The 20,638-nt window shown below is 72.4% G+C and carries 22 protein-coding genes (1 of these 22 only partly in view); 12 read left to right on the top strand and 10 right to left on the bottom strand.

The window, feature by feature from the left end; translation table 11 throughout:
- Positions 1–3: 3 nt before the first annotated feature.
- From DAETH_RS11775 to DAETH_RS11760, 4 genes are all read right to left on the bottom strand, one after another.
- Positions 4–999, bottom strand: coding sequence for an ABC transporter permease (locus tag DAETH_RS11775; protein WP_264775084.1), 996 nt, complete (start codon positions 997–999; stop codon positions 4–6).
- Between the two features lie 124 nt (positions 1,000–1,123).
- Positions 1,124–2,143, bottom strand: coding sequence for a sugar ABC transporter substrate-binding protein (locus tag DAETH_RS11770; RefSeq protein ID WP_264775083.1), 1,020 nt, complete (start codon positions 2,141–2,143; stop codon positions 1,124–1,126).
- A 103-nt stretch (positions 2,144–2,246) separates the two neighbouring features.
- Positions 2,247–2,744, bottom strand: coding sequence for an ureidoglycolate lyase (locus DAETH_RS11765; RefSeq protein ID WP_264775082.1), 498 nt, complete (start codon positions 2,742–2,744; stop codon positions 2,247–2,249).
- Positions 2,741–3,766: a LacI family DNA-binding transcriptional regulator gene (locus tag DAETH_RS11760; RefSeq protein WP_264775081.1), complete on the bottom strand. Its 1,026-nt coding sequence runs from the start codon at positions 3,764–3,766 to the stop codon at positions 2,741–2,743. The genes DAETH_RS11765 and DAETH_RS11760 overlap by 4 nt, the downstream gene beginning before the upstream one ends.
- A gap of 289 nt (positions 3,767–4,055) precedes the next feature.
- On the opposite strand from DAETH_RS11760, the gene DAETH_RS11755 reads away from it, so the two are divergent.
- Complete coding sequence (locus DAETH_RS11755) at positions 4,056–6,200, top strand: ABC-F family ATP-binding cassette domain-containing protein (RefSeq protein WP_264775080.1); 2,145 nt, start codon at positions 4,056–4,058, stop codon at positions 6,198–6,200.
- 29 nt (positions 6,201–6,229) lie between these two features.
- Here DAETH_RS11755 and DAETH_RS11750 read toward each other — a convergent pair whose 3' ends face one another.
- Complete coding sequence (locus DAETH_RS11750; RefSeq protein WP_264775079.1) at positions 6,230–7,450, bottom strand: MFS transporter; 1,221 nt, start codon at positions 7,448–7,450, stop codon at positions 6,230–6,232.
- Between the two features lie 52 nt (positions 7,451–7,502).
- Here DAETH_RS11750 and DAETH_RS11745 point away from each other — a divergent pair, with 52 nt between their 5' ends.
- Positions 7,503–7,961 carry a hypothetical protein gene (locus DAETH_RS11745; protein ID WP_264775078.1) on the top strand — a complete coding sequence of 153 codons (459 nt, stop codon included), beginning with the start codon at positions 7,503–7,505 and terminating at the stop codon, positions 7,959–7,961.
- A gap of 255 nt (positions 7,962–8,216) precedes the next feature.
- Here DAETH_RS11745 and DAETH_RS11740 read toward each other — a convergent pair whose 3' ends face one another.
- Positions 8,217–9,269 (bottom strand): YkoP family protein, encoded by a 1,053-nt coding sequence (locus DAETH_RS11740; RefSeq protein ID WP_264775077.1) that lies wholly within the window; start codon positions 9,267–9,269, stop codon positions 8,217–8,219.
- 136 nt (positions 9,270–9,405) lie between these two features.
- Here DAETH_RS11740 and DAETH_RS11735 point away from each other — a divergent pair, with 136 nt between their 5' ends.
- Positions 9,406–10,605 carry a glycosyltransferase family 4 protein gene (locus DAETH_RS11735; protein ID WP_264775076.1) on the top strand — a complete coding sequence of 400 codons (1,200 nt, stop codon included), beginning with the start codon at positions 9,406–9,408 and terminating at the stop codon, positions 10,603–10,605.
- Here the strand turns inward: DAETH_RS11735 and DAETH_RS11730 are convergent.
- Positions 10,571–11,266 carry a glycosyltransferase family 2 protein gene (locus DAETH_RS11730; RefSeq protein WP_264775075.1) on the bottom strand — a complete coding sequence of 232 codons (696 nt, stop codon included), beginning with the start codon at positions 11,264–11,266 and terminating at the stop codon, positions 10,571–10,573. The two genes, DAETH_RS11735 and DAETH_RS11730, sit on opposite strands and share 35 nt — an antisense overlap.
- A 59-nt stretch (positions 11,267–11,325) precedes the next feature.
- Between DAETH_RS11730 and DAETH_RS11725 the strand changes: the two genes are divergently transcribed.
- Positions 11,326–12,525 (top strand): MFS transporter, encoded by a 1,200-nt coding sequence (locus DAETH_RS11725; RefSeq protein WP_264775074.1) that lies wholly within the window; start codon positions 11,326–11,328, stop codon positions 12,523–12,525.
- Complete coding sequence (locus DAETH_RS11720; protein WP_264775073.1) at positions 12,522–13,244, top strand: polysaccharide deacetylase family protein; 723 nt, start codon at positions 12,522–12,524, stop codon at positions 13,242–13,244. Before DAETH_RS11725 ends, DAETH_RS11720 begins: the two co-directional genes overlap by 4 nt.
- Here the strand turns inward: DAETH_RS11720 and DAETH_RS11715 are convergent.
- Positions 13,232–14,458: a lipid-A-disaccharide synthase-related protein gene (locus DAETH_RS11715; RefSeq protein ID WP_264775072.1), complete on the bottom strand. Its 1,227-nt coding sequence runs from the start codon at positions 14,456–14,458 to the stop codon at positions 13,232–13,234. The two genes, DAETH_RS11720 and DAETH_RS11715, sit on opposite strands and share 13 nt — an antisense overlap.
- A 72-nt stretch (positions 14,459–14,530) precedes the next feature.
- Here DAETH_RS11715 and DAETH_RS11710 point away from each other — a divergent pair, with 72 nt between their 5' ends.
- The 5 genes from DAETH_RS11710 to DAETH_RS11690 all read left to right on the top strand — a co-directional run bounded on the left by DAETH_RS11710 (position 14,531) and on the right by DAETH_RS11690 (position 16,953).
- A complete protein-coding gene (locus tag DAETH_RS11710) occupies positions 14,531–14,959 on the top strand; it encodes a hypothetical protein (protein ID WP_264775071.1) in 429 nt (142 codons plus the stop codon).
- Positions 14,960–15,045: 86 nt separating this feature from the next.
- Positions 15,046–16,011, top strand: a complete 966-nt coding sequence (locus tag DAETH_RS11705) for an alpha/beta fold hydrolase (RefSeq protein WP_264775070.1) — start codon at positions 15,046–15,048, stop codon at positions 16,009–16,011.
- A gap of 238 nt (positions 16,012–16,249) precedes the next feature.
- Positions 16,250–16,417 (top strand): hypothetical protein, encoded by a 168-nt coding sequence (locus tag DAETH_RS11700; RefSeq protein ID WP_264775069.1) that lies wholly within the window; start codon positions 16,250–16,252, stop codon positions 16,415–16,417.
- Between the two features lie 107 nt (positions 16,418–16,524).
- Positions 16,525–16,659: a hypothetical protein gene (locus DAETH_RS11695; RefSeq protein WP_264775068.1), complete on the top strand. Its 135-nt coding sequence runs from the start codon at positions 16,525–16,527 to the stop codon at positions 16,657–16,659.
- Positions 16,660–16,740: 81 nt separating this feature from the next.
- Positions 16,741–16,953 (top strand): hypothetical protein, encoded by a 213-nt coding sequence (locus DAETH_RS11690; protein WP_264775067.1) that lies wholly within the window; start codon positions 16,741–16,743, stop codon positions 16,951–16,953.
- Positions 16,954–17,086: 133 nt separating this feature from the next.
- Here DAETH_RS11690 and leuS read toward each other — a convergent pair whose 3' ends face one another.
- Complete coding sequence (leuS, locus tag DAETH_RS11685; protein ID WP_264775066.1) at positions 17,087–19,552, bottom strand: leucine--tRNA ligase; 2,466 nt, start codon at positions 19,550–19,552, stop codon at positions 17,087–17,089.
- 185 nt (positions 19,553–19,737) lie between these two features.
- Here leuS and DAETH_RS11680 point away from each other — a divergent pair, with 185 nt between their 5' ends.
- Together DAETH_RS11680 and DAETH_RS11675 are read left to right on the top strand one after the other, a co-directional pair.
- Positions 19,738–19,977 carry an EamA family transporter gene (locus DAETH_RS11680; protein WP_264775065.1) on the top strand — a complete coding sequence of 80 codons (240 nt, stop codon included), beginning with the start codon at positions 19,738–19,740 and terminating at the stop codon, positions 19,975–19,977.
- Complete coding sequence (locus DAETH_RS11675) at positions 19,974–20,177, top strand: EamA family transporter (RefSeq protein ID WP_264775064.1); 204 nt, start codon at positions 19,974–19,976, stop codon at positions 20,175–20,177. The genes DAETH_RS11680 and DAETH_RS11675 overlap by 4 nt, the downstream gene beginning before the upstream one ends.
- Before the next feature lie 28 nt (positions 20,178–20,205).
- On the opposite strand, the gene DAETH_RS11670 is transcribed toward DAETH_RS11675, so the two are convergent.
- On the bottom strand, positions 20,206–20,638 hold the 3' portion of the coding sequence (locus tag DAETH_RS11670; protein WP_264775063.1) for a class I SAM-dependent methyltransferase. The gene runs 374 nt beyond the window's last position; the window shows 433 of its 807 coding nt (coding positions 375–807); the start codon falls outside the window, past its right edge; it ends in the stop codon at positions 20,206–20,208.

Below are 20,638 nucleotides of genomic sequence, written 5' to 3'. Positions count from 1 at the left end.
TCGTTACGCCTTCCTCCGGGAGAGCTGGTCGACCGCAACCGCCAGAATCGTCAGCACGCCGGTGATGATGTACTGGTACACCGAGGGCACGCCCATCAGGGTCAGGCCGTTCGTGAACACGCCGACGATCAGGGCCCCGAGCAGCGTCCCCACGACGGCGCCCCGCCCGCCGAAGAGGCTGGTGCCGCCCAGCACGACGGCGGTGATGGACGCCAGCGCCTCGGTCTGCCCGGCGTTGGGGTCGCCCACGCCCGTGCGAGCGGTCAGCAGCAACGCGGCGATGCCGTAGGTCAGCCCGGCGAGCGTGTAGACCAGCAGGATCACCCGGTTGGTGGGAATGCCCGTCAATCTCGCGGCCTCGGGGTTGTTGCCCACCGCGTAGAGGTGGCGCCCCGGCGAGGTCTGGGTCAGGATCAGGTGGGTCAGCAGGTACAGCGCCAGCATCAGGACCGTGCCGTAGGTCCAGCTCGTCGCCCCGATGCGGAAGACGGAGCCGAAGAAGGTGAGGGGGTCCGGCAGGCTGGAGACCGTCTCCGAGCGCGAGTAGACCTGGGTGAACCCGAACACGATGCCGAACATGCCCAGCGTCACGATGAAGGGGGGCAGCCTCAGGCGCGTGATCAAGAGGCCGTTGATCCACCCGACGAAGGTGGTGGCGAGCAGCCCGAGCCCGATGGCGAGGTACGGATTGAGGCCCGAGTTCACCGCCAGCCGGGTCATGACCACGCCACCCAGCGCCATGATCACGCCCGCCGCGAGGTCGATGCCCGACGTCAGGATGATCAGGGTCTGCCCGATGGCGAGCACGGCGACGTAGGACACCTGCTGAAAGATCAGCGAGAAGTTCTGCGGGCTCAGAAAGCGGTCGGACTGGGTGGAGAAGAAGATGACGGCGAGGAGCAGCGCGAGCAGCGGCCCCAGGATGGCGACCGAGGGCAGCCGCTCACGCAGGGTGAGGCGGTCGGGGGCCTTGGCGAGAGGGGGAGGAGTGGTGGTCATCCGCCGGGGTCCTTTCAGGGGGTTCGGGGGCAGGGCTGGGGCAGTTCCTTACCGAGAAGCGGGAAGGCCCGCGCGAGCAGACCCTCCCGGGAGGCGTCAGGCGCGCCGGGCCTCCTCGCTTGGCTTACTTGCCCCAGCAGTTGGCGAGACCGTACTGCACGCCCTGGCTGGGCACCCCGGCGGCGGGCTTGGCGGCGATCAGGGTCACGCCGGTGTCGGTGTACCCGCTCTTGACCGCCTTGTTCGCCTTGGCGAACTGCACGCCCGCCTCCACGCCCATCGCCGCCATCTTCAGCGGGTACTGCTGGCTGGTCGCCGCGAAGACGCCGCTTTGCACCCCGCGCACGCCGTTGCAGCCGCCGTCCACCGAGACGATCATCACGTCCTTTTCCTTGCCCGCGTTCTTCAGGGCCTGATAGGCGCCGTAGCCGGAAGGCTCGTTGATCGTGTACACGAGGTTGATGTCGGGGTTCTTCTGGAGGCAGTTCTCCATCGCGGTCTGCCCCTTGGCCTGGTCGCCGAAGCCGTCTTGCGAGCACACCACGACGCCGCCCGTCACCTGGGTGGTGAGCTTGTCGGTGATCGCCTGACCATTGTTCTTCTGGCCCAGCCCGGCCAGGAAGCCGTTGTGCCGCAGCACGCCCACCGCCGCCCCGGGGAACAGGTCGATGGTGGCGATCTTGAGGGGCTTGTTGCCCATCATGGCCTTCGCGTAGCGCCCGATGAGGACGCCCGCCTGGAAGTTGTTGGTGGCGAACAGGGCGTTGACCGCGCTGGCAGGCTCGGTCGGGGAGTCGAGCGCGATGACCTGCACACCCTGGGCCTGCGCCTTTTTGATCGCGGGCACGATGGCCTTGGAGTCGGCCGGGGTGATCAGGATGGTCTTGGCGCCCGCACCCACCATGTTCTCGATGGCGGCGACCTGCGAGGCGTTGTCGCCGTCCGACTTGCCCGCCGCAGTGAGCAGCTTCGCCCCGAGCTTTGTGGCTTGCTGTTGCGCGCCCTCTTTCATCTTCACGAAGAAGGGGTTGGTGTCCGTCTTCGTGATGAGTCCGATCACGGGCTGGTTGCCCTGCGCGAACGCGAGGCCGAGGACGGTGGCGGCGGCGAGGGTGGCGGTCACGAACTTGGTGGGGGTGCGCATGGTGCTTCTCCTGGGGTGAGTGGGGGCGAAGGGCCGGGGGCGGACGAGAGCGGTGCCGGGGAGAGGTCGGGGAGGTGGCGGGCACCGGGGGGAAGGGCCAGGATCAGGGGCTCGGCACGGGGCTGGCCTCCAGGCGGCGTGGGGGAATCTCCAGGGTCTCGATGTCGTGCTCGGGCGTCTCGGCGCGCAGCACGATCAGGAAGCTGGCGGTGGGGGTGAGGGGATACGGCGCCCAGTGCCAGGTGCCGGGATGCAGGAGCACGCCCTCGCCCGGCTCGATCACGAAGACGCGCAGGCTCCCCGGGTCGGCGTCCCCGGGCGCCCCGACGACGAACATGCTCCGGCCGCCGAGGGCCAGGAACACCTCGGGCGTCTGGACGTGGCGCTCGATCTGGGTCAGGAGGGTGTCGCGGCGGTGGGCGATCAGGTGCCCGGTCACCCCGCTGCCCCCCAGGCCCGCGAGGTCCCCGGTCGCGTGCCAGAAGGTGATGTCTCCGCGTTCCAGGGTGGGCTCGCCGACGGGACGCCCCAGGACCGTGCCGAAGGGGGCGAAGGCGGCGGCCTCCAGGGCGGAGGCGGGGAGCGGCGCGGGAGAGGTCACGCGGAACCCACCTTCTGCGCGTGGGAAGCGGAGGGAGCGGCCGAGTCCCGCTCGATGAAGGTCGTGTTCAGGCGTGTGGAGGTGGGGACCACCCTCCCGTCCAGCAGGCTCAGCAGGGTGCGGCAGGCCAGGGCGCCGAGTTCGTAGGCGGGCTGCGCGACCACCGTGAGGGCCGGGAGGATGGTCTGCGCCCAGCGCGAGTCGTCGAACCCCACCAGGGAGAGGTCCCCCGGCAGGCGCAGGCCCAGGTCGCGGGCGGCGAGCACCGCGCCCACCGTCATCTCGTTGTTGCCCACGAAGAGGGCGGTGGGGCGTTCCCCCGGCGCGAGGGCAAGGAGCGCGTGGGCCGCCGCCCGACCGTCTCCTTCGCGGTGGTTGCCGGGGCGCACGAGTTCGGGGCGGTAGGGGAGGCCCGCGTCCTGAAGGGCCCGGCGGTAGCCCTCGTGACGCTCGACCGCCGTGGAGATGTCCTGCCGCCCCACGATCATGCCGATGTAGCGGTGCCCGAGCCCGGCCAGGTACGACACTGCCCGGTAGGCCCCCACCTCGTTGTCCACGAGGACGGTGTGCGCCCCGGGGCGACCGCTCGCCCGGTCAAGTTCAATCACGGGCAGGCCCGGCAGCAGGTCGAGGTTGGTGTGGGTGGCGGGCGTGGGCACCACGATGAGTCCCCGGGGCAGGTGCCCGCGCAGGATCTCGAAGGCCCGGCGCTCCTTGGCGGACTCCTCGTCGGTGTTGAACATGAGGACCGTGTAGTCCTGCGCCTCGGCCACGTCCTGCACGGCCTTGGCGAGCGTCGCGTGGAAGGGGTTGAGGATGTCCGTCACCACCAGCCCCAGCGTGCGGCTCCCGCGCTGGCGCAGGCTGCGGGCGAGCACGTTCGGCCGGTATCCCAGGGTCCGCGCCGCCTCCTGCACCCGCTCGCGCGTCGTCTCGGCCACCAGCTCCGGCCGCGAGAGCGCCCGCGAGGCCGTGGCCGCAGAGACCTGAGCGAGTTTTGCGACGTCCTCTAGACCGACCATGCAAACGCTTTCACTTTCACGAGAAGGTGAGGCCGGGGCCGAACAAGCACGGTACAATGCGAGTTTGGCAGGAAAATCCCCAGATAGGGATGCAAACGATTTCAAACTGTGTAGGGGCAGTGTGTCCGACTTTGTGGGAAATGTCAAGCCGGTTCCAAGGCGGTGCGGGGCACCTGTCCCGCGACCGTGTCGTGGGCCGCTCTTCCCGGGCCCGGTGAGACGAGCCTCAGGGCAGGCTCTGGCCCGCCCGCACCGGAAAAACGGCCGCCCTACGCTAGCCTGCGTCCGGATGCCCACCCTGCTCGCCGCCGAGAGCCTCTCCCTGTCCTTCGGGGAGAAGGCGGTGCTGGCGGACGTGTCGGTCTCGGTGGCGACCGGGGAGCGGGTGGCGCTGCTGGGCCGCAACGGGGCGGGAAAAACAACGCTCCTGCGCGTGGTGACGGGAGAACTGACTCCCGAGGAAGGAACGGTGTGGCGCGCTCCGGCCCTTCGGGTCGGGATGCTGGAGCAGCACCACGCCCACCCCCCGGGCCTGACCGTCCGCGCCCTGATCGACGCGGCACACCCCTACCGCGAACTGGAGACCGAGCTGCTGGCGCTGGAGGCGAACCTCGGCGACCCGGAGACGCTGGCCGCATGGACCGCCCTGCACACGCGGCTGGAGGACGCGGGCGCCTACACCTGGCCTGCCCGCGCCGCACGGCTGCTGGGGGTGCTCGACCTCACCCGCTTCGTGGACCGCGAGGCGGCCACCCTCTCCGGCGGGGAGCGGACCCGGCTCGCCCTCGCGCTCGCCCTTGCCCGCGAGCCCGACCTTCTGATCCTCGACGAGCCCACAAACCACCTCGACGTGCGGATGCGCGAGTGGCTGGAAGAGCACCTGAGAGCTTTCGGGGGGGGCGTGCTCTTCACCAGCCACGACCGCGACTTCCTCGACGCGGTCGCCACCCGCAGCCTGTGGCTGGAGGGGGGGGAGGGGGCGGAGTACCCGGGGGGCTACTCCCGCGCTCGCGCCCAGCGCGAGTTGGAACGCCGCACCCGGGAACGGGCCTCCCGCCTCACGGGGCGCGAGGCCGCCCGCCTGTCGGGCAGCGCCGAGCGCGAGGGCGAGTGGGGGAGACGGTCGCGGGCCCTGAGGTCACGGGTGGAGCGCCTGCCCGTCACGGAAGCGCCCCTCCCCGAGCGGCAGATCAGGATGCGGCTCCTGGCGGGCACGGCGCGGGCGCGGCTGGTCGCGTGGGGCGAACACCTCTCCAGAAGCTACGGGGGCCGGGCGGTGCTGCGAGACGTGGCCTTCAAGCTGCGCCAGGGCGACCGGGTGGCCCTGATGGGGGCGAACGGCACGGGCAAGACCACCCTGATGCGCCTCCTGGCGGGCGAGACGCACCCCGACCCGCCCCCGCCCGGCGGGCCCGAACCCGTGCTCCGGGTGGCGAACGGGGTCGGCGTCGCCAGCCTCGACCAGACGTGGCACGGCCTGACGCCGGGGGAGGGACTGCGGGCGCAGTTCGAGCGGCGGTTCGGTGAGCGGGCGAAGGCGCTGCTGGGCCGGGCGGGCTTCGTCGCCGCCGACTGGCCCAAGACTCCCGAGACCCTGAGCGGCGGCGAGCGGGCGCGGGCCGGGCTCGCCCTGGTGAGCGCCCTGCGCGCCGACCTGCTGCTCCTCGACGAGCCCACCAACCACCTCGACGTGGAGGCCTTGCAGGCGCTGGAGGAGGCCGTCCACGCCTACGGGGGGGCGGTCGTCATCGTCACCCACGACCGCCGCTTCGCCCGCGAGGTGGCGAACCGGCTGTGGGTGATCGAGGACGCGGGGCTCCGGGAGGTCGCCGGGTGGGGCAGCCGTGACTTTACCGACCCCGCGCGCACGCTGACGGGTGATCCACCCCCTCCCCCGCCACCCCCCACCCCCCGCGAGCGGCTGGTGCCCGTCGAGACGCAACTGGCGGACGTGCGCCGCCAGCTCGACGCGCCCCCTGGCACCCTCACCGGGCGGGAGGAGGCCCGGCTGCGGGCGCAGGCGCACGGGCTCCAACTCGACCTTTACGACCTTTACGGGCAGGCCTTTGCGGCCCCCCAGTTCGACGCCGAGGTGCGCGAGCCGCCGCTGACCGTCCGCGCTCAGAAACTCGGCGAGGTCGGGGGCATGTTCTGGGCGGCCCGCGACGAGGAGTGTCCCCACCTCGCCTGGGACGGCCACACCCTGCGCTTCGACCGTCCGCCGCCCGCGTGGTACGGCGCGGCCCTCCTCGGCGGGGCGCTGCGCCTCCTCTTCGAGCGCTGGAACGTGGGCCGGGCGCGGCTGGGGGAGGAGGGCCCGGTGCTGACCCGGCGGGAGTATTTCGAGCGGACCGGGGTGATCCGGGGCGGGGAGGAAAGGGGAGGATCGGCCGCCGGGAGCGTTGGGGGCGCCGAGGTCCCACCGTCCCTGTGAGCCGTCCGTTCTGAGCGTTCGGGGGACCGTCAGGCGTGGGTGGAGTCGGCACTTGCCCCCTGGTGAACGCGGCGCTGGAGCGGTCCGTTGAGAAGCAGAAAGCCCAGGGACCCGAGCAGCCCGAGCCCCAGACAGCCCCACCACAGCCCGTTCCCGTACTGCTCCAGGACCCAGCCGCCCAGGGCGGGGGCGATCAGGGCCCCTAGCCCCCGGGTGGCCCCCAGCACGCCCGCGTACAGGCCGCGCAGGTGGGCCGGGGCCAGGGCGGCGGCCAGGCCCGGGGCGACCGCCGCCTGCGCGACCTCGCCGAGGGTCCAGACCACCACGCCCAGCGCGTAGACGGCGGGCGTGTCGGCCAGGGCGCCCAGCCCGAAGCCCAGACCGGCCAGCAGCAGGGCCGCGCTCAGCACGCGGGGGGCCACGAGGGGCGCGAGGACCCGCGCCGAGAACAGCCCGACCGCCGCGATGACGAGGCCGTTGAGGGCGATCACCGCGCCGTACGTGTCCTCGCCCAGCCCGTCGGCCCGCATCGCCAGCGGCAGGGTGACGTACGCCTGCCGCATGATCAGGGCGAACAGCAGGGTCAGCGCGCTGAAGGCCAGCAGCATCGGCTCCCGCCCCAGCACGGCGAGGGTCCCCGGACGCGGCCCCCGGTGCCCTCCCGGCCGCCCGGTCTCCGGCACGCCGAGGAGGATGAACACGCCGTACAGCAACAGGGTCAGGGCGTCCACCGCGAAGAGCAGCGTGTACGAGCGCGCGGCGATCAGGCCCGCCAGGATGGGGGCGAAGGCGAAGCCCAGGTTGACCGCCCAGTGCATCAGGCCGTACGCCCGGGTCCGCTCGGCGGGCGGCACGAGGTCGGCGATGGCGGCGCTGGAGGCGGGCCGGTACATGTCGCTGATCAGGGCGAAGACGAACGCGGCCACCAGGATGAGCGGGTAAGTCGGGGCCAGCCCCAGGACGATCAGGAAGGGCGGGCTGAGCGTCAGCGCGAGCACCATCACCCGCCTCCTGCCCACCCGGTCGGCCAGCGCCCCGCCGATCAGTTGGGAGAGGAAGCTCCCCAGCCCCAGCGCGCTCACGACGACGGCGGCCTGAACGGGCGTCAGGTCGCGCCGCGCGGTCAGGAACAGCGTGAGGAAGGGCACGACGAACCCGCACAGCCGGTTGACCACCGTGCCCCACCACATCACCCAGAAGGGACGCGGCAGACCTCCCGTGAAGGTGGAAAGGAGATGCCGGGAGGTCACCCCGGCAGGATAGGGCGCCGCCCCCCTCCCGGCCCCCGCTATACTCCCCCGCATGGAAGACCTCATCAAGGGCCGTCTGGGCGGCGCGGCGGACGGGTACTCTGTCCGCTGCGCCATCGACGGGGACCGGATCACGGGCCGGGCGGGCGGCAAGCTCCACGGCAAGGACATCGAACTGGAGATCACCGAGCGCGGCGTGCAGGGCACCGTCGGCGACGAGCCCGTCCGCATCGAGCTGGAGGAGGGCGAGCTGCGCGGCAACGTCGGCAGCCAGCGCCTCGTGCTGCGCGGGGTGGACCGGGTGACGGGCTTTCTCGGAGAGCCCATCGTGGGCTGGAACGTCGTCGCCCAGCAGCAGGGCGACAAGCTCCAGGGCCAGCTCGGCAGCACGGTGCTGGGCCGCCCCTTCGAACTCTCCCTGGGCACCGCCCCCGGCTGGGTAGGCACCCTCGTCGCCGTGGTCGCCTTCTACGCCCTGGAGCCCCGCGCGAGCGTCAGCGTCGGCCGCTAGGGGGGGAGAAGACAGGGCCGCCCGGTGGCATGGGGCGGCCCCGCCTCTTTGAGTGCCCGATGCGCAATACGCGGAACAGCGTCTCGCCCTCGGTCTCTCCCCTTGCGGGTGACTCGCAGAGCCGCGCAGCGGACCTGTCAAGCTCCGAAGGAGAGGGGTGACGAGCGCCGCTCGTCCTGCTGTTTGACAACGACAACGCATTTTTCACCGGGTTCGCCATTCCTCTCAAGCGGTTTGAGGGGTGCGGCCAGGCCCTCACCCGTGCCGTGCCAGAAACGCCTCCCGCTCCATCCACGCCATCCGGGGCTCGGTCTCGGAGGGCGCGACCCTCGTGCCGTACACCAGCCGCATCACCCGGAAGCCCAGGCCGTACACGCGGGCCTGCGCGGGCGGCAGGCTCACCACCGCGAAGCCGTTCTTCTCCAGCGGCCCGTGGAAGAGGGTGACGGCGAAGACGGCGCGGGCGTCCCCGAACTCGGGCCGTTCCCGCAGCGCGCCCGCCACGTCCCGCAGGGACCGCTGATAGGCCCGGTAGGCGGTCAGGGAACCCCGCGCGTTGAGGCCCACCAGGCGCGGGCTGTGGAGGTGCAGTTCGGCGGCGAGGCTGCCGGGCGGGAAGGGCAGCGCCCCCGGCATGGGCCGCAGCGCCACCCGCATCACCGCGTCCGCCCGCCCGGTGAGGGGGAGAACCCCGTGCGCCCGCGCGAACCGGTCGTCCACCATGCGGCGGTACACGTGGATGAGGAGGTCGCGGGGGGTGGCAGCACGCAGCTCCGGCAACTCCCGCACGGGCACGGGCCGGTACCTCAGCGTCCGCAGCCGCGCCACGGTCCCCGGCAGGTCGGCGGGGGGCACCCGCAGGGTCAGGCCGAGTTCCGGCGACGGTGAGGGGAGGGGGAGGGGACGGACGCCCCGGGCGGCCAGGGCGCGGAGCTGGCCCAGGGTCAGGGCCTCGTCCCAGGTCCAGGCGGTGACCGGCTGCCCCGCCGCCACCTCCAGCCCCGGCAGCCCGGCGGGGTCGCCCTGCCCGGCGACCTCGTGCCCGGCCCCGGTGGCGAGCCGCAGCGTGTCCGGGTCGAGGTCGGCCAGCCGGACCGGCACGAGCAGCGTGGCCCGTGCCCCGGCCGCCCCCAGGGCCGCGAGTGCCTCCCGCAACTCGGCGGGCGTGGCGACGGGGACGGTCAGGCCCACGCGCGGGTCGCCGGGGTGACCGCCGTGGAGGGCGCCGTGGGCCCCGGCCCGGATCAGGGCTTGCGAAACAAGGGAGAAGGGCAGCCGGGAGTGGGCTTTTTGGGGAGAAACGGCCATGCGCCACTGTAGCGGTGACCCGCGCGCGTGAGGATTTCTGAAGGGCGATGAAGGCGCGGGTCAGCCTCGGCATCGTATGCTCTCGGGCAATGGCGCTTCAGCTTTCCTTTAACAAAGAGACGGGTGGGGGGGTCGCGTGAGGCCCCTGCGCATCGGTCTGTTCACCGACACCTTCTTGCCCGACCAGAACGGCATCGTCACCAGCGTCGGACTGCTGAGTGACGAGCTGCGGGCGCGGGGGCACCACGTCGAGGTGGTCGCCCCCTCCTTTCCGAATGAGTACGGCCCCGAGGAGCACGACACCCGCCCCGACGTGCGGCGTGTCTCCAGTGTCCGCTACGTCTTCCTGCCGACCTACCGCCTGGCCTGGCCCACCCGCAAGGACTTCGAGCGCAAGTACGACCTCGTCCACACCCACACGCCGCTGACCCTGGGGCTGGCGGGCGCGCGGCTGGCCCGCAAGTGGCGGGTGCCCCACGTCACCACGTACCACACCCACATCGAGGCGTACACCCACTACCTCCCCGGCCTGACTCCCCTCCAGAAGCACACCGGGATCGTCACCCGGATCATGGGGCTGTATTACCGCCGCGCCCAGGCCGTGATCACCCCCACCGCCGCGATGCTCGACGTCACGCAGGCGATGGGCGTGAAAAACCCCGTCGTCATCCCCACCGCCGTCGAGCCGGAGGTGCTGCGCAAAGCTCCCCCGGTCGAGAATCCCTGGCCTGCGGGCAGGCGGCGCCTCCTCAGCGTGGGTCGCCTCGCCCGCGAGAAACGTTTCGACCTCGTGCTCGACGCCCTCGCCGGGCTCCCCGACGCACACCTCGTCGTGCTGGGGGAGGGGCCCGAGCGCGAGCACCTGATCGGTCACGCCGAGCGGCTGGGGGTGGCGGACCGGGTGAGCTTCCTGGGGGTGCGCCCCTGGACCGAGATCGGCGCGTACTACCGCCTCGCCGAACTCTTCCTCTTCGCCAGCGACACCGAGACGCAGGGGCTGGTGCTTCAGGAGGCGCAACTGATGGGCGTGCCCGTCGTGGCGGTGGGGGCGCGCGGCACCCTGAGCGGGGTGGCGCACGGGGGGAGCGGCTACCTCGTCCCTCCCGGGGACGTGGGGGCGCTGCGGGGTCACGCCGCCGAGATTCTGGCCGACCCGGCGCTGTGGGCGCGGCTCTCGCGGGGGGCGCGGGCCTTCGGCACGGCCTGGACACCGGGCGGGGTGGCCGAGCGGGTGCTCGACGTGTACGCGGGCGTCCTGGGGGTGCCGCGTCAGGTCCCGTTCCCGGTGGAGGCGGGGGCCCTCACTCCTCGAAGTACCCTCGCGTATGACCGCTGAGGTTTTGCGCGTGGCGCCACAGGAAGGGCAGCCAGCCGCCCTCCAGCCGCCGCGCGCTCGTCTCCACCAGCGCGCCGGGCACGTAGGTGACCTCGCCGAGCCTCTCCAGGGCGCGCCCCAGCAGCACGTCCTCGTAGGCCTCCACGTCGGGATAGCCGCCCGCGAGGTGAGCGGCCCCGCGCGAGAAGGCCATGTTCGCCCCGGCGAGGTTGGGGCGCCCGGCGACCTCGCAGGCGTGCAGGAAGGTGCCGTAGGCGAGTTCGGAGAGGACCGACACGGGGCGCGACACGCCGCAAAAGCGCATCGGGCCGTAGAGGGCCACCCGGCCGCAGTGACCGGACCCGGCGGCCCCCTTCCCAGCGGCCTGGTCGAAGCGGGCGAGCCACTCCGGGCACGGCAGCGAGTCGGCGTCGGTGGAGGCGACCCAGCCGGTGCGCGCGGCGTCCAGGCCCGCCTGGCGGGTGGGGGCGATGCCGCGCACGTGGCAGGAGACGACCGTGGCACCCCAGGCCCGCGCGACCGCCGCCGTCTGGTCGCGGCTGGCGTTGTCCACCACGATCACCTCGGCGGGGGGATGAAGCTGGCGTTCCAGGGCGCGCAGGGTGAGGGGCAGGTACTGCGCCTCGTTGCGCGCGGGGATCACGACCGTGAAGTCCGGCACGGGCACAGGCTAGCAGGAGATCGCAAAATCCCCGTCACGCCCGCGCCGGGGGGGGAGCGATGACCCGCCGCTCGCCGCTGCGCCCGGGCACCCTGGGCCCCGTCGTCGCCGCCGCCGCCGCGCTCGCCTGCGCGGAGTTCGTGCGCAGCGGGGTGTACGCGGCCTACCTGCCGCAGGCAGGCCCCCGCGAACTGGGTCTCCCCCAGGCCGCCGTGGGCCTGGCGTGGACCGCCCACTTCGCGGCCGACACCCTGATGCGCGGCCCGGCGGGAGCCCTGATCGCCCGGCGCGGCCTGCGGGTGGTCATGCTCCTGGGGGCGTTGCTCAGCCTCCTGGCGCTCGCGCTGTTGCCGCTGGCGCACTGGCCGTGGTTGCTCGTCCTCGTCGCCGCCCTGCACGGAGTCGGCTTCGCGGCGATGTGGCCGGGGGCGATGAACCTTACCGCCGACGCGGCGCGCGAGGGCTACCAGGGCCGGGCGATCACCGGGGTCGCGCTGGGGGTGATGCCGCTCGTGGGCGGGGGAGTCCTGCTGATGGGGGGGCTGGCCCAGGGGGACCCGGGGCTCGCCCTGCTCGTCGCGCTGGGCATGCAGACGCTGGGGGTCCTCGCCACCCTTGCCCTCCCCGCCCGCCCGGTGCGGCCCCGGGAGGAGGGAAAGGCCCCGGCGCCGGAGAGGGTGCGCCGCGCCGCCCGGGCGCTGGCGCCGCTGCTGCCCGCCGCCTTCATGCAAAACGTCACCATGTCCATGCTCGGGCTGCTGCTGTTTACCCTCGCTCCGGGGCTGGGGTTGAACTACTGGGGCATGGTCGCCCTGCTCGTGGTGGGCGGGGTGGTCGCCTACGGCTCGCTGCCCTTCACCGGGCGGGTGGCGGACCGGGGCCGGGCCCGGCTCGCCCTGACGGCGGGCTTCGCCCTGGTCGGCCTCGCCCTGACCGCCATCTCGGCCACCCCGCCCGTGTGGGCGCTCTACCCCCTGGCGGCGGTGGCGGGCCTGGGGTACGCCTGCATCTCGCCCGGCTGGGCTGCCCTCGTCACGGGCACCCTGCCCGAGGCCGAGCGCCCCGCCGCCTGGGGCGCCCTGATGACCTTCGAGAACGCGGGCACGGCCCTGGGCCCGCTGCTCGGCAGCCTGGCCTTCGCGCAGCTCGGCGTGCCCGGCCCCTTCCTGGTGGGAGGCCTGCTGGCGCTGACGACGGCCACCGTGTACATCATCTTCCGCCGCGCGTTCCCCGAGGGCCGGGGGGCACAGCCCGCTTGAGGCCGGGCGTCCCCTCCTGGGCGCGCATCCCGCTCGCTCTGGCCGCCCTCGCCGTCCTCCTCGCCGACGTGCTGGGCCGCGCCGCCGGGTGGGGTGCCCTGGGCCCCGGGGACCGCACCTCCGGCCGGGTCGCCGTCACCTTCGACGACGGGCCGGGGGAGCGGACGGGTGAGCTGCTGGCGGTGCTCGCCCGGCACCGCGCCCCCGCCACCTTCTTCGTGACAGCCCCGGCGTGCGCTGGGTTCCCGGATCTCCTGCGGGCGCTGAGGGACGCAGGGCATCAGGTCGAGTCGCACGGCCGCTGGCACACCCACGCCCTGCGGCTGCCCCCCGGGCGGGAGTGGGCCCAGGTGCGCTGGCACCCCCGCGCCGGGGAGCTGGGGCCCCACCTCTACCGCCCCCCCTACGGCGGCCACAGCCCCCTGACCCGCCTCCTCGCCCGCCTCGCCCGCCGCGAAGTCGCCCTCTGGGACGTGGAGGGCCGCGACTGGACCCCTGCGCCCGCCGCCGATCTCGCCGGGCGGACGCTTGGGCAAGTCCGCCCGGGGAGCGTGATCCTGCTGCACGACGGCCCCGGGGTGACGCCCGACCTGCTCGACCTGCTGCTCGCCGGGTTGAGGGCGCGGGGGCTGACGCCCGTCCTGCTGCGCGACCTGCCTCCGCGCCCCATCGGATTTCGGGACGGCCTGTTGCGTCTGCGGTCGAGTTACGGGGGGTAGGAGGATGCCCCGCCGAGCAGCCCACGCACCTCGGCGGCGATGACGGGAAGGGCCCCCGCCGCGCCCACCCGGCCCAGCCCCGCCACCGCCGCCCGCGCCCGCCGCGCCGGGTCCCCGAGCAGAGCGCGCACCTCCGCCGCCACGGCCTCCGGGCTGGGGGCGACCACGCTCAGCGCGTCCCCCAGGAGCCGTCCCTGCCGCCGCGCGAAGCCTGCCGTGTACTGCGGCCCGCCCGTCGGAAAGGCCACGACGGGCACGCCCAGACCCGCCAGTTGCTCGTTCGCGGTGCCCGCCGTGCCCACCGCCACGTCCGCCGCCCGTGCGACCGCCCCGAACGCGCCGCGCAGGAGGAGAGCCCGGGCCCCCTCGCCCTCCGCCCGGGCGGTCCGGTCGTCCTCCACCCGCAGCGTCCAGCCGTCCGGCAGGGTCACGGCGTCCCACCTGTGCGGCCACGCGACGACCCCCACCGTCCCTGGCACCCGCGCCGCCGCCCGCAGCATCACGGGCAGGCTCTCCCGGTGGTCCTCCCGCGAGCCGGGCAGGAGGGCGAGGACTGCACGACCTCGCGTCAGCGCCGGGAGGTCCCGTTCGGGCGGGGGCAGCACGTCGAGGGCGAAGCTCCCCGCCCAGTGTGCCGGGACTCCCCGCGCCCGGTAGTACTGCTCCGTCTCGGCGTCGCGCACGAAGACCGCCCGCGCCCCGCGTGCCAGCCGCAACTCGTACGGCATCGGGAGGTTGGCGCCCAGGGCGTTGAGTTCGGAGAGGGCCCCCCGCAGGCCCAGCCCCTCCAGGTAGTGCGCGCTCAGGAGCGGCTGGACGTGGACGAGTGGCACCCCTGCCGCCCGCGCCGCCAGCGTCCCCACCATCAGGGCGTAGGCGTCCCCCACCACGACGACCGCGCCCGCGCCCCGCGCAGCCCGCGCCGCGTCCCGCCACTGCCGCAGCGACCCGCCCACCAGCCCCGCCCGCAGGTCCGCGAGCAGGTTCGCCGCGCTGCCGAAGGGAAAGCCCCCGCTGGGGAGGGGCAGTTCCTCGCCCACCCGCGTCACACCCGGCACCCCCGCGTAGGCCCGCCCCGCGCCCACGAGCGGCAGCACCCGCGCCCCCACTCCAGGAGGCGCCGCGCCGAGGTGGCCCAGCAGCCGCGCCCCGATCAGGTCCTCCGCCGTGCCGTTCGAGACGAGAAAGGCGGGCCGGGGGGCGGGGAAGTTCACGGGGGGCAGGATAGCGGGCCAATGGAGGCGTGCGCTTCCCCGCCCGGCGCCCGCGCGTGGTACGAATGGCCCGTGAACGACTTCGACGCCCTGCAAGCCGCCATCCGCCGCGCCGCCGACGCCCGGCAGGCCGAGCAGCGGGCCTGCGAGGCGTTCCTGAACGCCCTGTACCACGCCCTGCGCACCGCGAGCGGCCCGGGACTCCCCCTCAACAACGTGACGCTCGACCTCACCCCCGACCCCGAGAACCGCCTGCGGCCCGTCCCCCCCGGGGGCTGGTACGCCGCGTGGCTGAGGCTCGGCCTGTGCGAGGTGCTCGTCCGCGTTCGACGCGAGGGCGGCGCCTTCGTGGGGGAGTACGGGGGGCGCGGCGCCTTCCACCTGACCGGCACCACGGAAGACGACCTGATCGCCCTCGCCCGCCGCCTGCTGCGCGACGTGGCCGCCGTCTACGCGGGCGAGGAGGTCCCCGTGCCGCCGAGCCCCGAGCGATTGAACTGAGCGTCCTCGGGGTGGAAGTGCGCTAACAGAGGGTGAAGGTGCTCTTCCCGACAGTCCTCCTCCCGCCCGGGCCGAAAGATCGCCGTATGACCCCGCGCTCCGGCCGCCGCTGGCGCCTGCCCCTCGCTGCCCTGCTCGTGCTCGTGGGGGTGGCCGCCGCGCGGACGCTGCCTCCGGGCTCTCCCGCCCCGGCCCTGCGCCCCGCGCTCTCCGGCGAGCGGCGCTTTCTCGACCTGCCGGGGATCGGGCGGGTGGCGTACTACGCCGATCCCCGGGGAGACGGGCGACCCCTGGTCCTCACCCCGTCGGTGAACGCCGCCGCGAGCGCCTACGAGATGAAACCGCTCTGGGACGCCTACGCGGGCACCCGGCCCCTCTACGCGTTGGAGTGGCCCGGCTTCGGCAGCAGCGACCGCCCCGACGTGCCCTACACCCCCGAGCTGATGACCTCCGCGCTGGCCGCACTCGTCTCGCAGCTTGGAGGCGACGTGGACGTGGTGGCCCTCAGCCTGGGGAGCGAGTTCGCGGCCCGGGCCGCGTTGAGCGAGCCCCACATCCGGACCCTGGCCCTGATCAGCCCCAGCGGCCTCGGAGCCTCGCGCGGCACCCAGCAGGCGAGCGCCGAGGACGACGGGCAACGGCTCTACCGCCGTCTCCGGGCGGTGGGCACGCCCCTGTACGCCCTGCTGCGGACCCGGCCCAGTATCGAACTCTTCCTCGCCCGCTCCTTCCGTGGCCCCGTGGATCAGGGCCTCGTCGAGTACAGCCTGGAGACCACCCGCCAGCCCGGCGCCCGCAACGCGCCCCTGTACTTCATCAGCGGCCAGCTTTTCACCCCTGACGCCTACCGCGACCTCTACAGCCGCCTGGGCGTCCCCACCCTCGTCCTGTACGACCGCGACGGCTTCGTGAGTTTCGACCGCCTGCCGGAGTTCGCCTCGCGCCCCGGTGTGAGGGCCGTCCGTATCGAGGGCACCGACGGCCTGCCCCACTTCGAGAGGCTGACCGAGGTGCGGGCGGCCCTGGACGCCTTCTGGGGCGAGAACCGTTAGCGCCTGTTTGAACGGCCTTCTCGTGGGAAGTGGGGCGCGCCGGGGTGGCGTTTGCGTTCCCCTTCCAACCTCTGCCAGCAGCTCTGCGAGTCTCGCGGCGCGAGCCGGCCCGGTCCCCGTAAGGGGGGAGGAGCACGATTTCCCTTTTCAAATTCCCTTTCCAAACACGCGCTCAGGGTCGGGGGCGGGCGCGGCATCTGCGGCCACCCCACCCCGCCCCGCGTGTCACCCTGCCCCCATGAGTGACGATGCCCACGCCCAGGCGAACGCTGAACAGGTCCGGATGCTGCGCGAGGCGCTGACGGGAGCCGAGCCGGTGGAGGGTGAGGTCAGGGCGGCACCGGAGGCGGGCGGCGACCCGTCTCCTCCCCCCATTCCCGGCCCCTCCCCGCAGACGACCTCCTGACCGGGCGGCCCGCCTTCCCCCGGACTTTCCAGGTTCCCTCAAGTCCAGGTAGGCGTTTCGGAAAGCGCCCGTCACCCGGGGAGGTGTGACTTTCCGCACACTGAGCCATGGAACTTGTCCTCGTGCTGGCCGCCGCCATCCTCCTGCTGATGGTGCTCGCTTTCCTGTCCCTGACCCGGGAAGACCGGGAACTGGCGGCGGAGGACCTGCGGTGGACTTCGGATCAGCCCCGGGCTTCCTGAGCCTCAACGCGTATACCCCCAATGCCGGGCAATGGGGGGGGCGGATTCGTGGTGGAAAATGAAGAATCTCACACTCTACCCTTGACGCAGGCCATGACACCCCCCCATCCCCTTCCTCCGCTCACCTCCTTCTGGACACCGGCGGGTCGGCTGCACGTCTGCCCCACGCGTGATGGCGTCTACCTCGTAGTAGACCGGTACGGCGCCGATTCCCAGGAACTGACCCTGTCCCGCGAGCAGGCCCTGGACCTGCTACGGCTGCTCCGGAAGGAAGTCGGCGGGGACGACCGCTGATCAGGTCGACCTTCCCAGGGCCGCTCCGCGTGACGGGTGTTGAAGGAATTCGGCCCAGGCAGGTCGATGCCTTCCCAAAGAGAAGCCCCACCCGGCCGAGTCAGGCGGGGTGGGGTGCTTTCTCCGCGTGTCCCTACTTCACCACGATATTGATAATTCGCCCCGGGACGTAAATCTCTTTCACCCTCGTCTTGCCCTCGATGAAGCGGGCCACGTCGGGGTTCGCGCGGGCGGCGGCCAGCGCCTCCTCCTGCGAGGCCGCCCTGCTGATCTCGACCTCCCCGCGCACCTTCCCGCTCACCTGCACGCCGACCGTCACGGTGTCGCGGGTGGCGGCGGCCTCGTCCACCTCGGGCCAGGGCTGGACATGGACGCTTTCTGCGCCGCCGCGCTGGGTCCAGATTTCCTCGGCGATATGGGGCACGACCGGGGCCAGCATCCGGTTGAAGATGTCCAGCGCCTCGTCCCAGGCGGGCGTGCCGTAGCTCGGGCTGCGCTTGGCCTTGACCAGCGTGTTCGTCAGCTCCATCAGCGAGGCGATGATCGTGTTGAAGCTCAGGCGGTCGAAGTCGCCCGAGACCTTTTTCAGGCCACTGTGGACGGCGTAGCGCAACTCGGCCTCGGTGACCTTCTCCTCGGGCCCAGGCACCTTCTCGTCGAAGTACAGGGCCCAGACGCGGGACAGCCACTTCGCCGGGCCGTTGATGCCGCTGGGGTCCCAGGGGCCGCCCAGTTCCCACGGTGCGATGAACATCAGGTACGCGCGCACCGTGTCCGTCCCGTACTCGCGCACCAGGTCGTCGGGGTCCACCACGTTGCCGCGCGACTTGCTCATCTTCTCGCCGTCCGGCCCCAGGATGATGCCCTGGTTGCGCAGCGCCTTGAAGGGCTCATTCAGCGTGGTCAGGCCCATGTCGCGCATCAGTTTCGTCCAGAAGCGCGAGTACAGCAGGTGCAGGATGGCGTGCTCGATCCCGCCCGTGTAGAGGTCCACCGGCATCAGGTTGGCCTTTGAGGGATCGTAGGGGTGCTGGTCGTCGTGCGGCGACAGGTAGCGGTACATGTACCAGCTCGAATCCACGAAGGTGTCCATCGTGTCCGTGTCGCGCTCCGCTGGGCCGCCGCAGACGGGGCAGGTCGTGGCGATCCACTCGCGGTCCAGCTTCAGGGGACTCTGGCCGGTGGGCGTGAACTCCACGTTCTCGGGCAGGCGGACGGGCAGTTGATCGTCGGGGACGGCCTGCGCGCCGTGCTCGGGGCAGTACACGATGGGGATGGGCGTGCCCCAGTACCGCTGGCGCGCGAACAGCCAGTCACGCAGGCGGTAGGTGGTCTTGGCCTGCGCCACGTCCAGCTCGGCCAGGCGGTCGATGACGGCGGAGATGTGCGCCTTGCCGCCCCTCATCCCGTGCAGCGGCCCCTCGTTCACGATGATGCCGTCGCCCGCGTAGGCCTCGGTGACGGTCGCCACGTCCATCGGCTCGGCGCCCCCCGGCCGCACCGTCTCGATGATCTCCAGCCCGAACTTGCGGGCGAAGTCCAGGTCGCGCTGGTCGCCGCTCGGCACGGCCATGATCGAGCCCGTGCCGTAGGTCACCAGCACGTAGTCGGCGACCCAGATAGGAATTTGATGCCCGGAGACGGGGTGGGTAGCATAGCTCCCGGTGAACACCCCCGTCTTTTCCCCTACGTCCTGCTGGCGCTCCACGTCGGTCTTGCGGCCCGCTGCCTCGACGTAGGCGCGCACCTCGTCCGCCTGTCCCTCCGTCGTCAGCGCCGGCACCTTGGGATGCTCGGGGGCCAGGACCAGGAAGGTCGCGCCCATTACCGTGTCGGGGCGGGTGGTGAAGACGGTCTCCGGCCCGGCGGGCGTGTCGAAGGTGATCTCGGCGCCCACCGACTTGCCGATCCAGTTCGTCTGCATCAGCCGCACGCGCTCGGGCATGTCGGTGTCCGAGAAGTCCAGCAGCTCGTCGGCGTAGTCGGTGATCTTCATGTACCACTGGCTCAGGTTGCGCCGCTCGACGGGGGTGCCGCAGCGCTCGCACGCGCCGTCCACGACCTGCTCGTTCGCCAGCACGGTCTGGTCCTTCGGGCACCAGTTCACCAGGCCGTCTTTTTTGTAGACCATGCCCCGCCGGAAGAACTCGGTGAAGAACCACTGGTTCCAGCGGTAGTACTCGGGGTCGCAGGTGGCGAACTTGCGGGACCAGTCGATCATGGTGCCCATCCGCCTGAACTGCCCCGTCATGTGCTCGATGTTCGAGTACGTCCACACCGCCGGATTCAGGTTGTTCCTGATCGCCGCGTTCTCGGCGGGCAGCCCGAAGGCGTCGAAGCCCATCGGGAACAGCACGTTGTAGCCCCGCATCCGCAGCCAGCGGGCCCGCGCGTCCGGCGCCACGTTCGCGTACCAGTGGCCGATGTGCAGGTTCCCCGAGGGGTACGGGAACATCGTCAGGGCGTAGAACTTGGTCTTGCTGGGGTCCTCGTGGAAGGTGTACAGCCCCTCCGCCTCCCACCGCTCCTGCCACTTGGGCTCGATGGCGTGCGGGTTGTAACGCTCGGCGCGCGGCTCCTGAATCTCGATCTTGGTCATGTCGGCTACTCCTTAGAAAAAGAAAGCGCCCCGGCCAAACGCAGCCGGGGACACACGCTCAAGCTCTTGGGCTAGGCGAGGCGTCCCCGGCTGGTAAGCGCAGAGCGGATCACGGGAGACAGTGTAAAGGAGTCGGGAGGAAGGGGGAAGGGCCGAATGGCGGAGAGTCGGCGCATCATGCCCTCATGAACTCCCCGGGATGGATCGCCCTCGGCCTGCTCGCGGCCCTCGGCGGGGCGGGCGTCACGATGTTCGGCAAGCTGGGGCTGGAGGGCGTGAACCCGACCCTCGCCACGGCCCTGCGCGCGGTCATCATGGCGCTGGTGATGGTTGGGGTGGCGTTTGGGACGGGGCAACTGGGGCCCCTTCCGAGCAGAAAGACGGAACTCGGCGGGCGTGGCTGTTCATCGTCCTGGCGGGGATGAGCGGGGCGGGCTCATGGCTGGCGTACTTCGCTGCGCTCAGGATCGGGCCGACGGCGGGCGTGGCGGCCCTCGACCGCCTCAGCCTCGCCTTCATCTTCCTCCTCAGCGCCCTGGCCTTCCGGGAGCCGCACGGGTGGCAGGGGTGGGTCGGGGTCCTCGTGCTGCTGGCGGGGGTGTACCTGATGGCGAGCGACCGCTGAGGGCCGACCGGGGACGCTTCCCCGGGCCTCACCCCTTCCTGGCCCGGGTGAAGGCCATACGCTTGGAGACTCGCCATCCACCCGCCCCGAAGCGGGAGGCCAGGGCATCTCCGAGGGCGGCGCGGACGCGGGTCCGGTCCTGCGCGGCCAGGCGTTGCAGCGCCGTCATGGACTCCAGGTAGGCCAGCACCGGCCCAGGCGAGGGGAAGACGAGGGCGTTGTCGAGGAATTCGACGTGGACGTTGCCGAACGCCTCCCGCACCAGGGCCTCCCCGTTCAACTCCGAGAACACCGCCGACCCCGCCCGGCTCTTCAGCAGTCCGGCGAGCGCGGATTCGTCCGGCACGACCTTCGCCACAACGTCCCACAATTCGGACATGTACCCGGAGGCGTTCGTCACCGCCAGGAACCGTCCACCGGGTCGCAGCACCCGCGCGAACTCGGCCAGGGCGGCGGGAACA

Source organism: Deinococcus aetherius (assembly GCF_025997855.1).
GTDB classification, from domain to species: Bacteria; Deinococcota; Deinococci; order Deinococcales; family Deinococcaceae; genus Deinococcus; species Deinococcus aetherius.
This window is presented reverse-complemented; position numbering and strand designations above follow the sequence as displayed.

Coding starts and splice junctions, on each gene's coding strand:
- DAETH_RS11755 (WP_264775080.1), top strand. CDS start 4,056: ATGCCCACCCTGCTCGCCGCCGAGAGCCTCTCCCTGTCCTTCGGGGAG.
- DAETH_RS11740 (WP_264775077.1), bottom strand. CDS start 9,269: ATGGCCGTTTCTCCCCAAAAAGCCCACTCCCGGCTGCCCTTCTCCCTT.
- DAETH_RS11700 (WP_264775069.1), top strand. CDS start 16,250: ATGAGTGACGATGCCCACGCCCAGGCGAACGCTGAACAGGTCCGGATG.
- DAETH_RS11775 (WP_264775084.1), bottom strand. CDS start 999: ATGACCACCACTCCTCCCCCTCTCGCCAAGGCCCCCGACCGCCTCACC.
- DAETH_RS11760 (WP_264775081.1), bottom strand. CDS start 3,766: ATGGTCGGTCTAGAGGACGTCGCAAAACTCGCTCAGGTCTCTGCGGCC.
- leuS (WP_264775066.1), bottom strand. CDS start 19,552: ATGACCAAGATCGAGATTCAGGAGCCGCGCGCCGAGCGTTACAACCCG.
- DAETH_RS11705 (WP_264775070.1), top strand. CDS start 15,046: ATGACCCCGCGCTCCGGCCGCCGCTGGCGCCTGCCCCTCGCTGCCCTG.
- DAETH_RS11695 (WP_264775068.1), top strand. CDS start 16,525: ATGGAACTTGTCCTCGTGCTGGCCGCCGCCATCCTCCTGCTGATGGTG.
- DAETH_RS11675 (WP_264775064.1), top strand. CDS start 19,974: ATGAGCGGGGCGGGCTCATGGCTGGCGTACTTCGCTGCGCTCAGGATC.
- DAETH_RS11680 (WP_264775065.1), top strand. CDS start 19,738: ATGAACTCCCCGGGATGGATCGCCCTCGGCCTGCTCGCGGCCCTCGGC.
- DAETH_RS11725 (WP_264775074.1), top strand. CDS start 11,326: ATGACCCGCCGCTCGCCGCTGCGCCCGGGCACCCTGGGCCCCGTCGTC.
- DAETH_RS11770 (WP_264775083.1), bottom strand. CDS start 2,143: ATGCGCACCCCCACCAAGTTCGTGACCGCCACCCTCGCCGCCGCCACC.
- DAETH_RS11745 (WP_264775078.1), top strand. CDS start 7,503: ATGGAAGACCTCATCAAGGGCCGTCTGGGCGGCGCGGCGGACGGGTAC.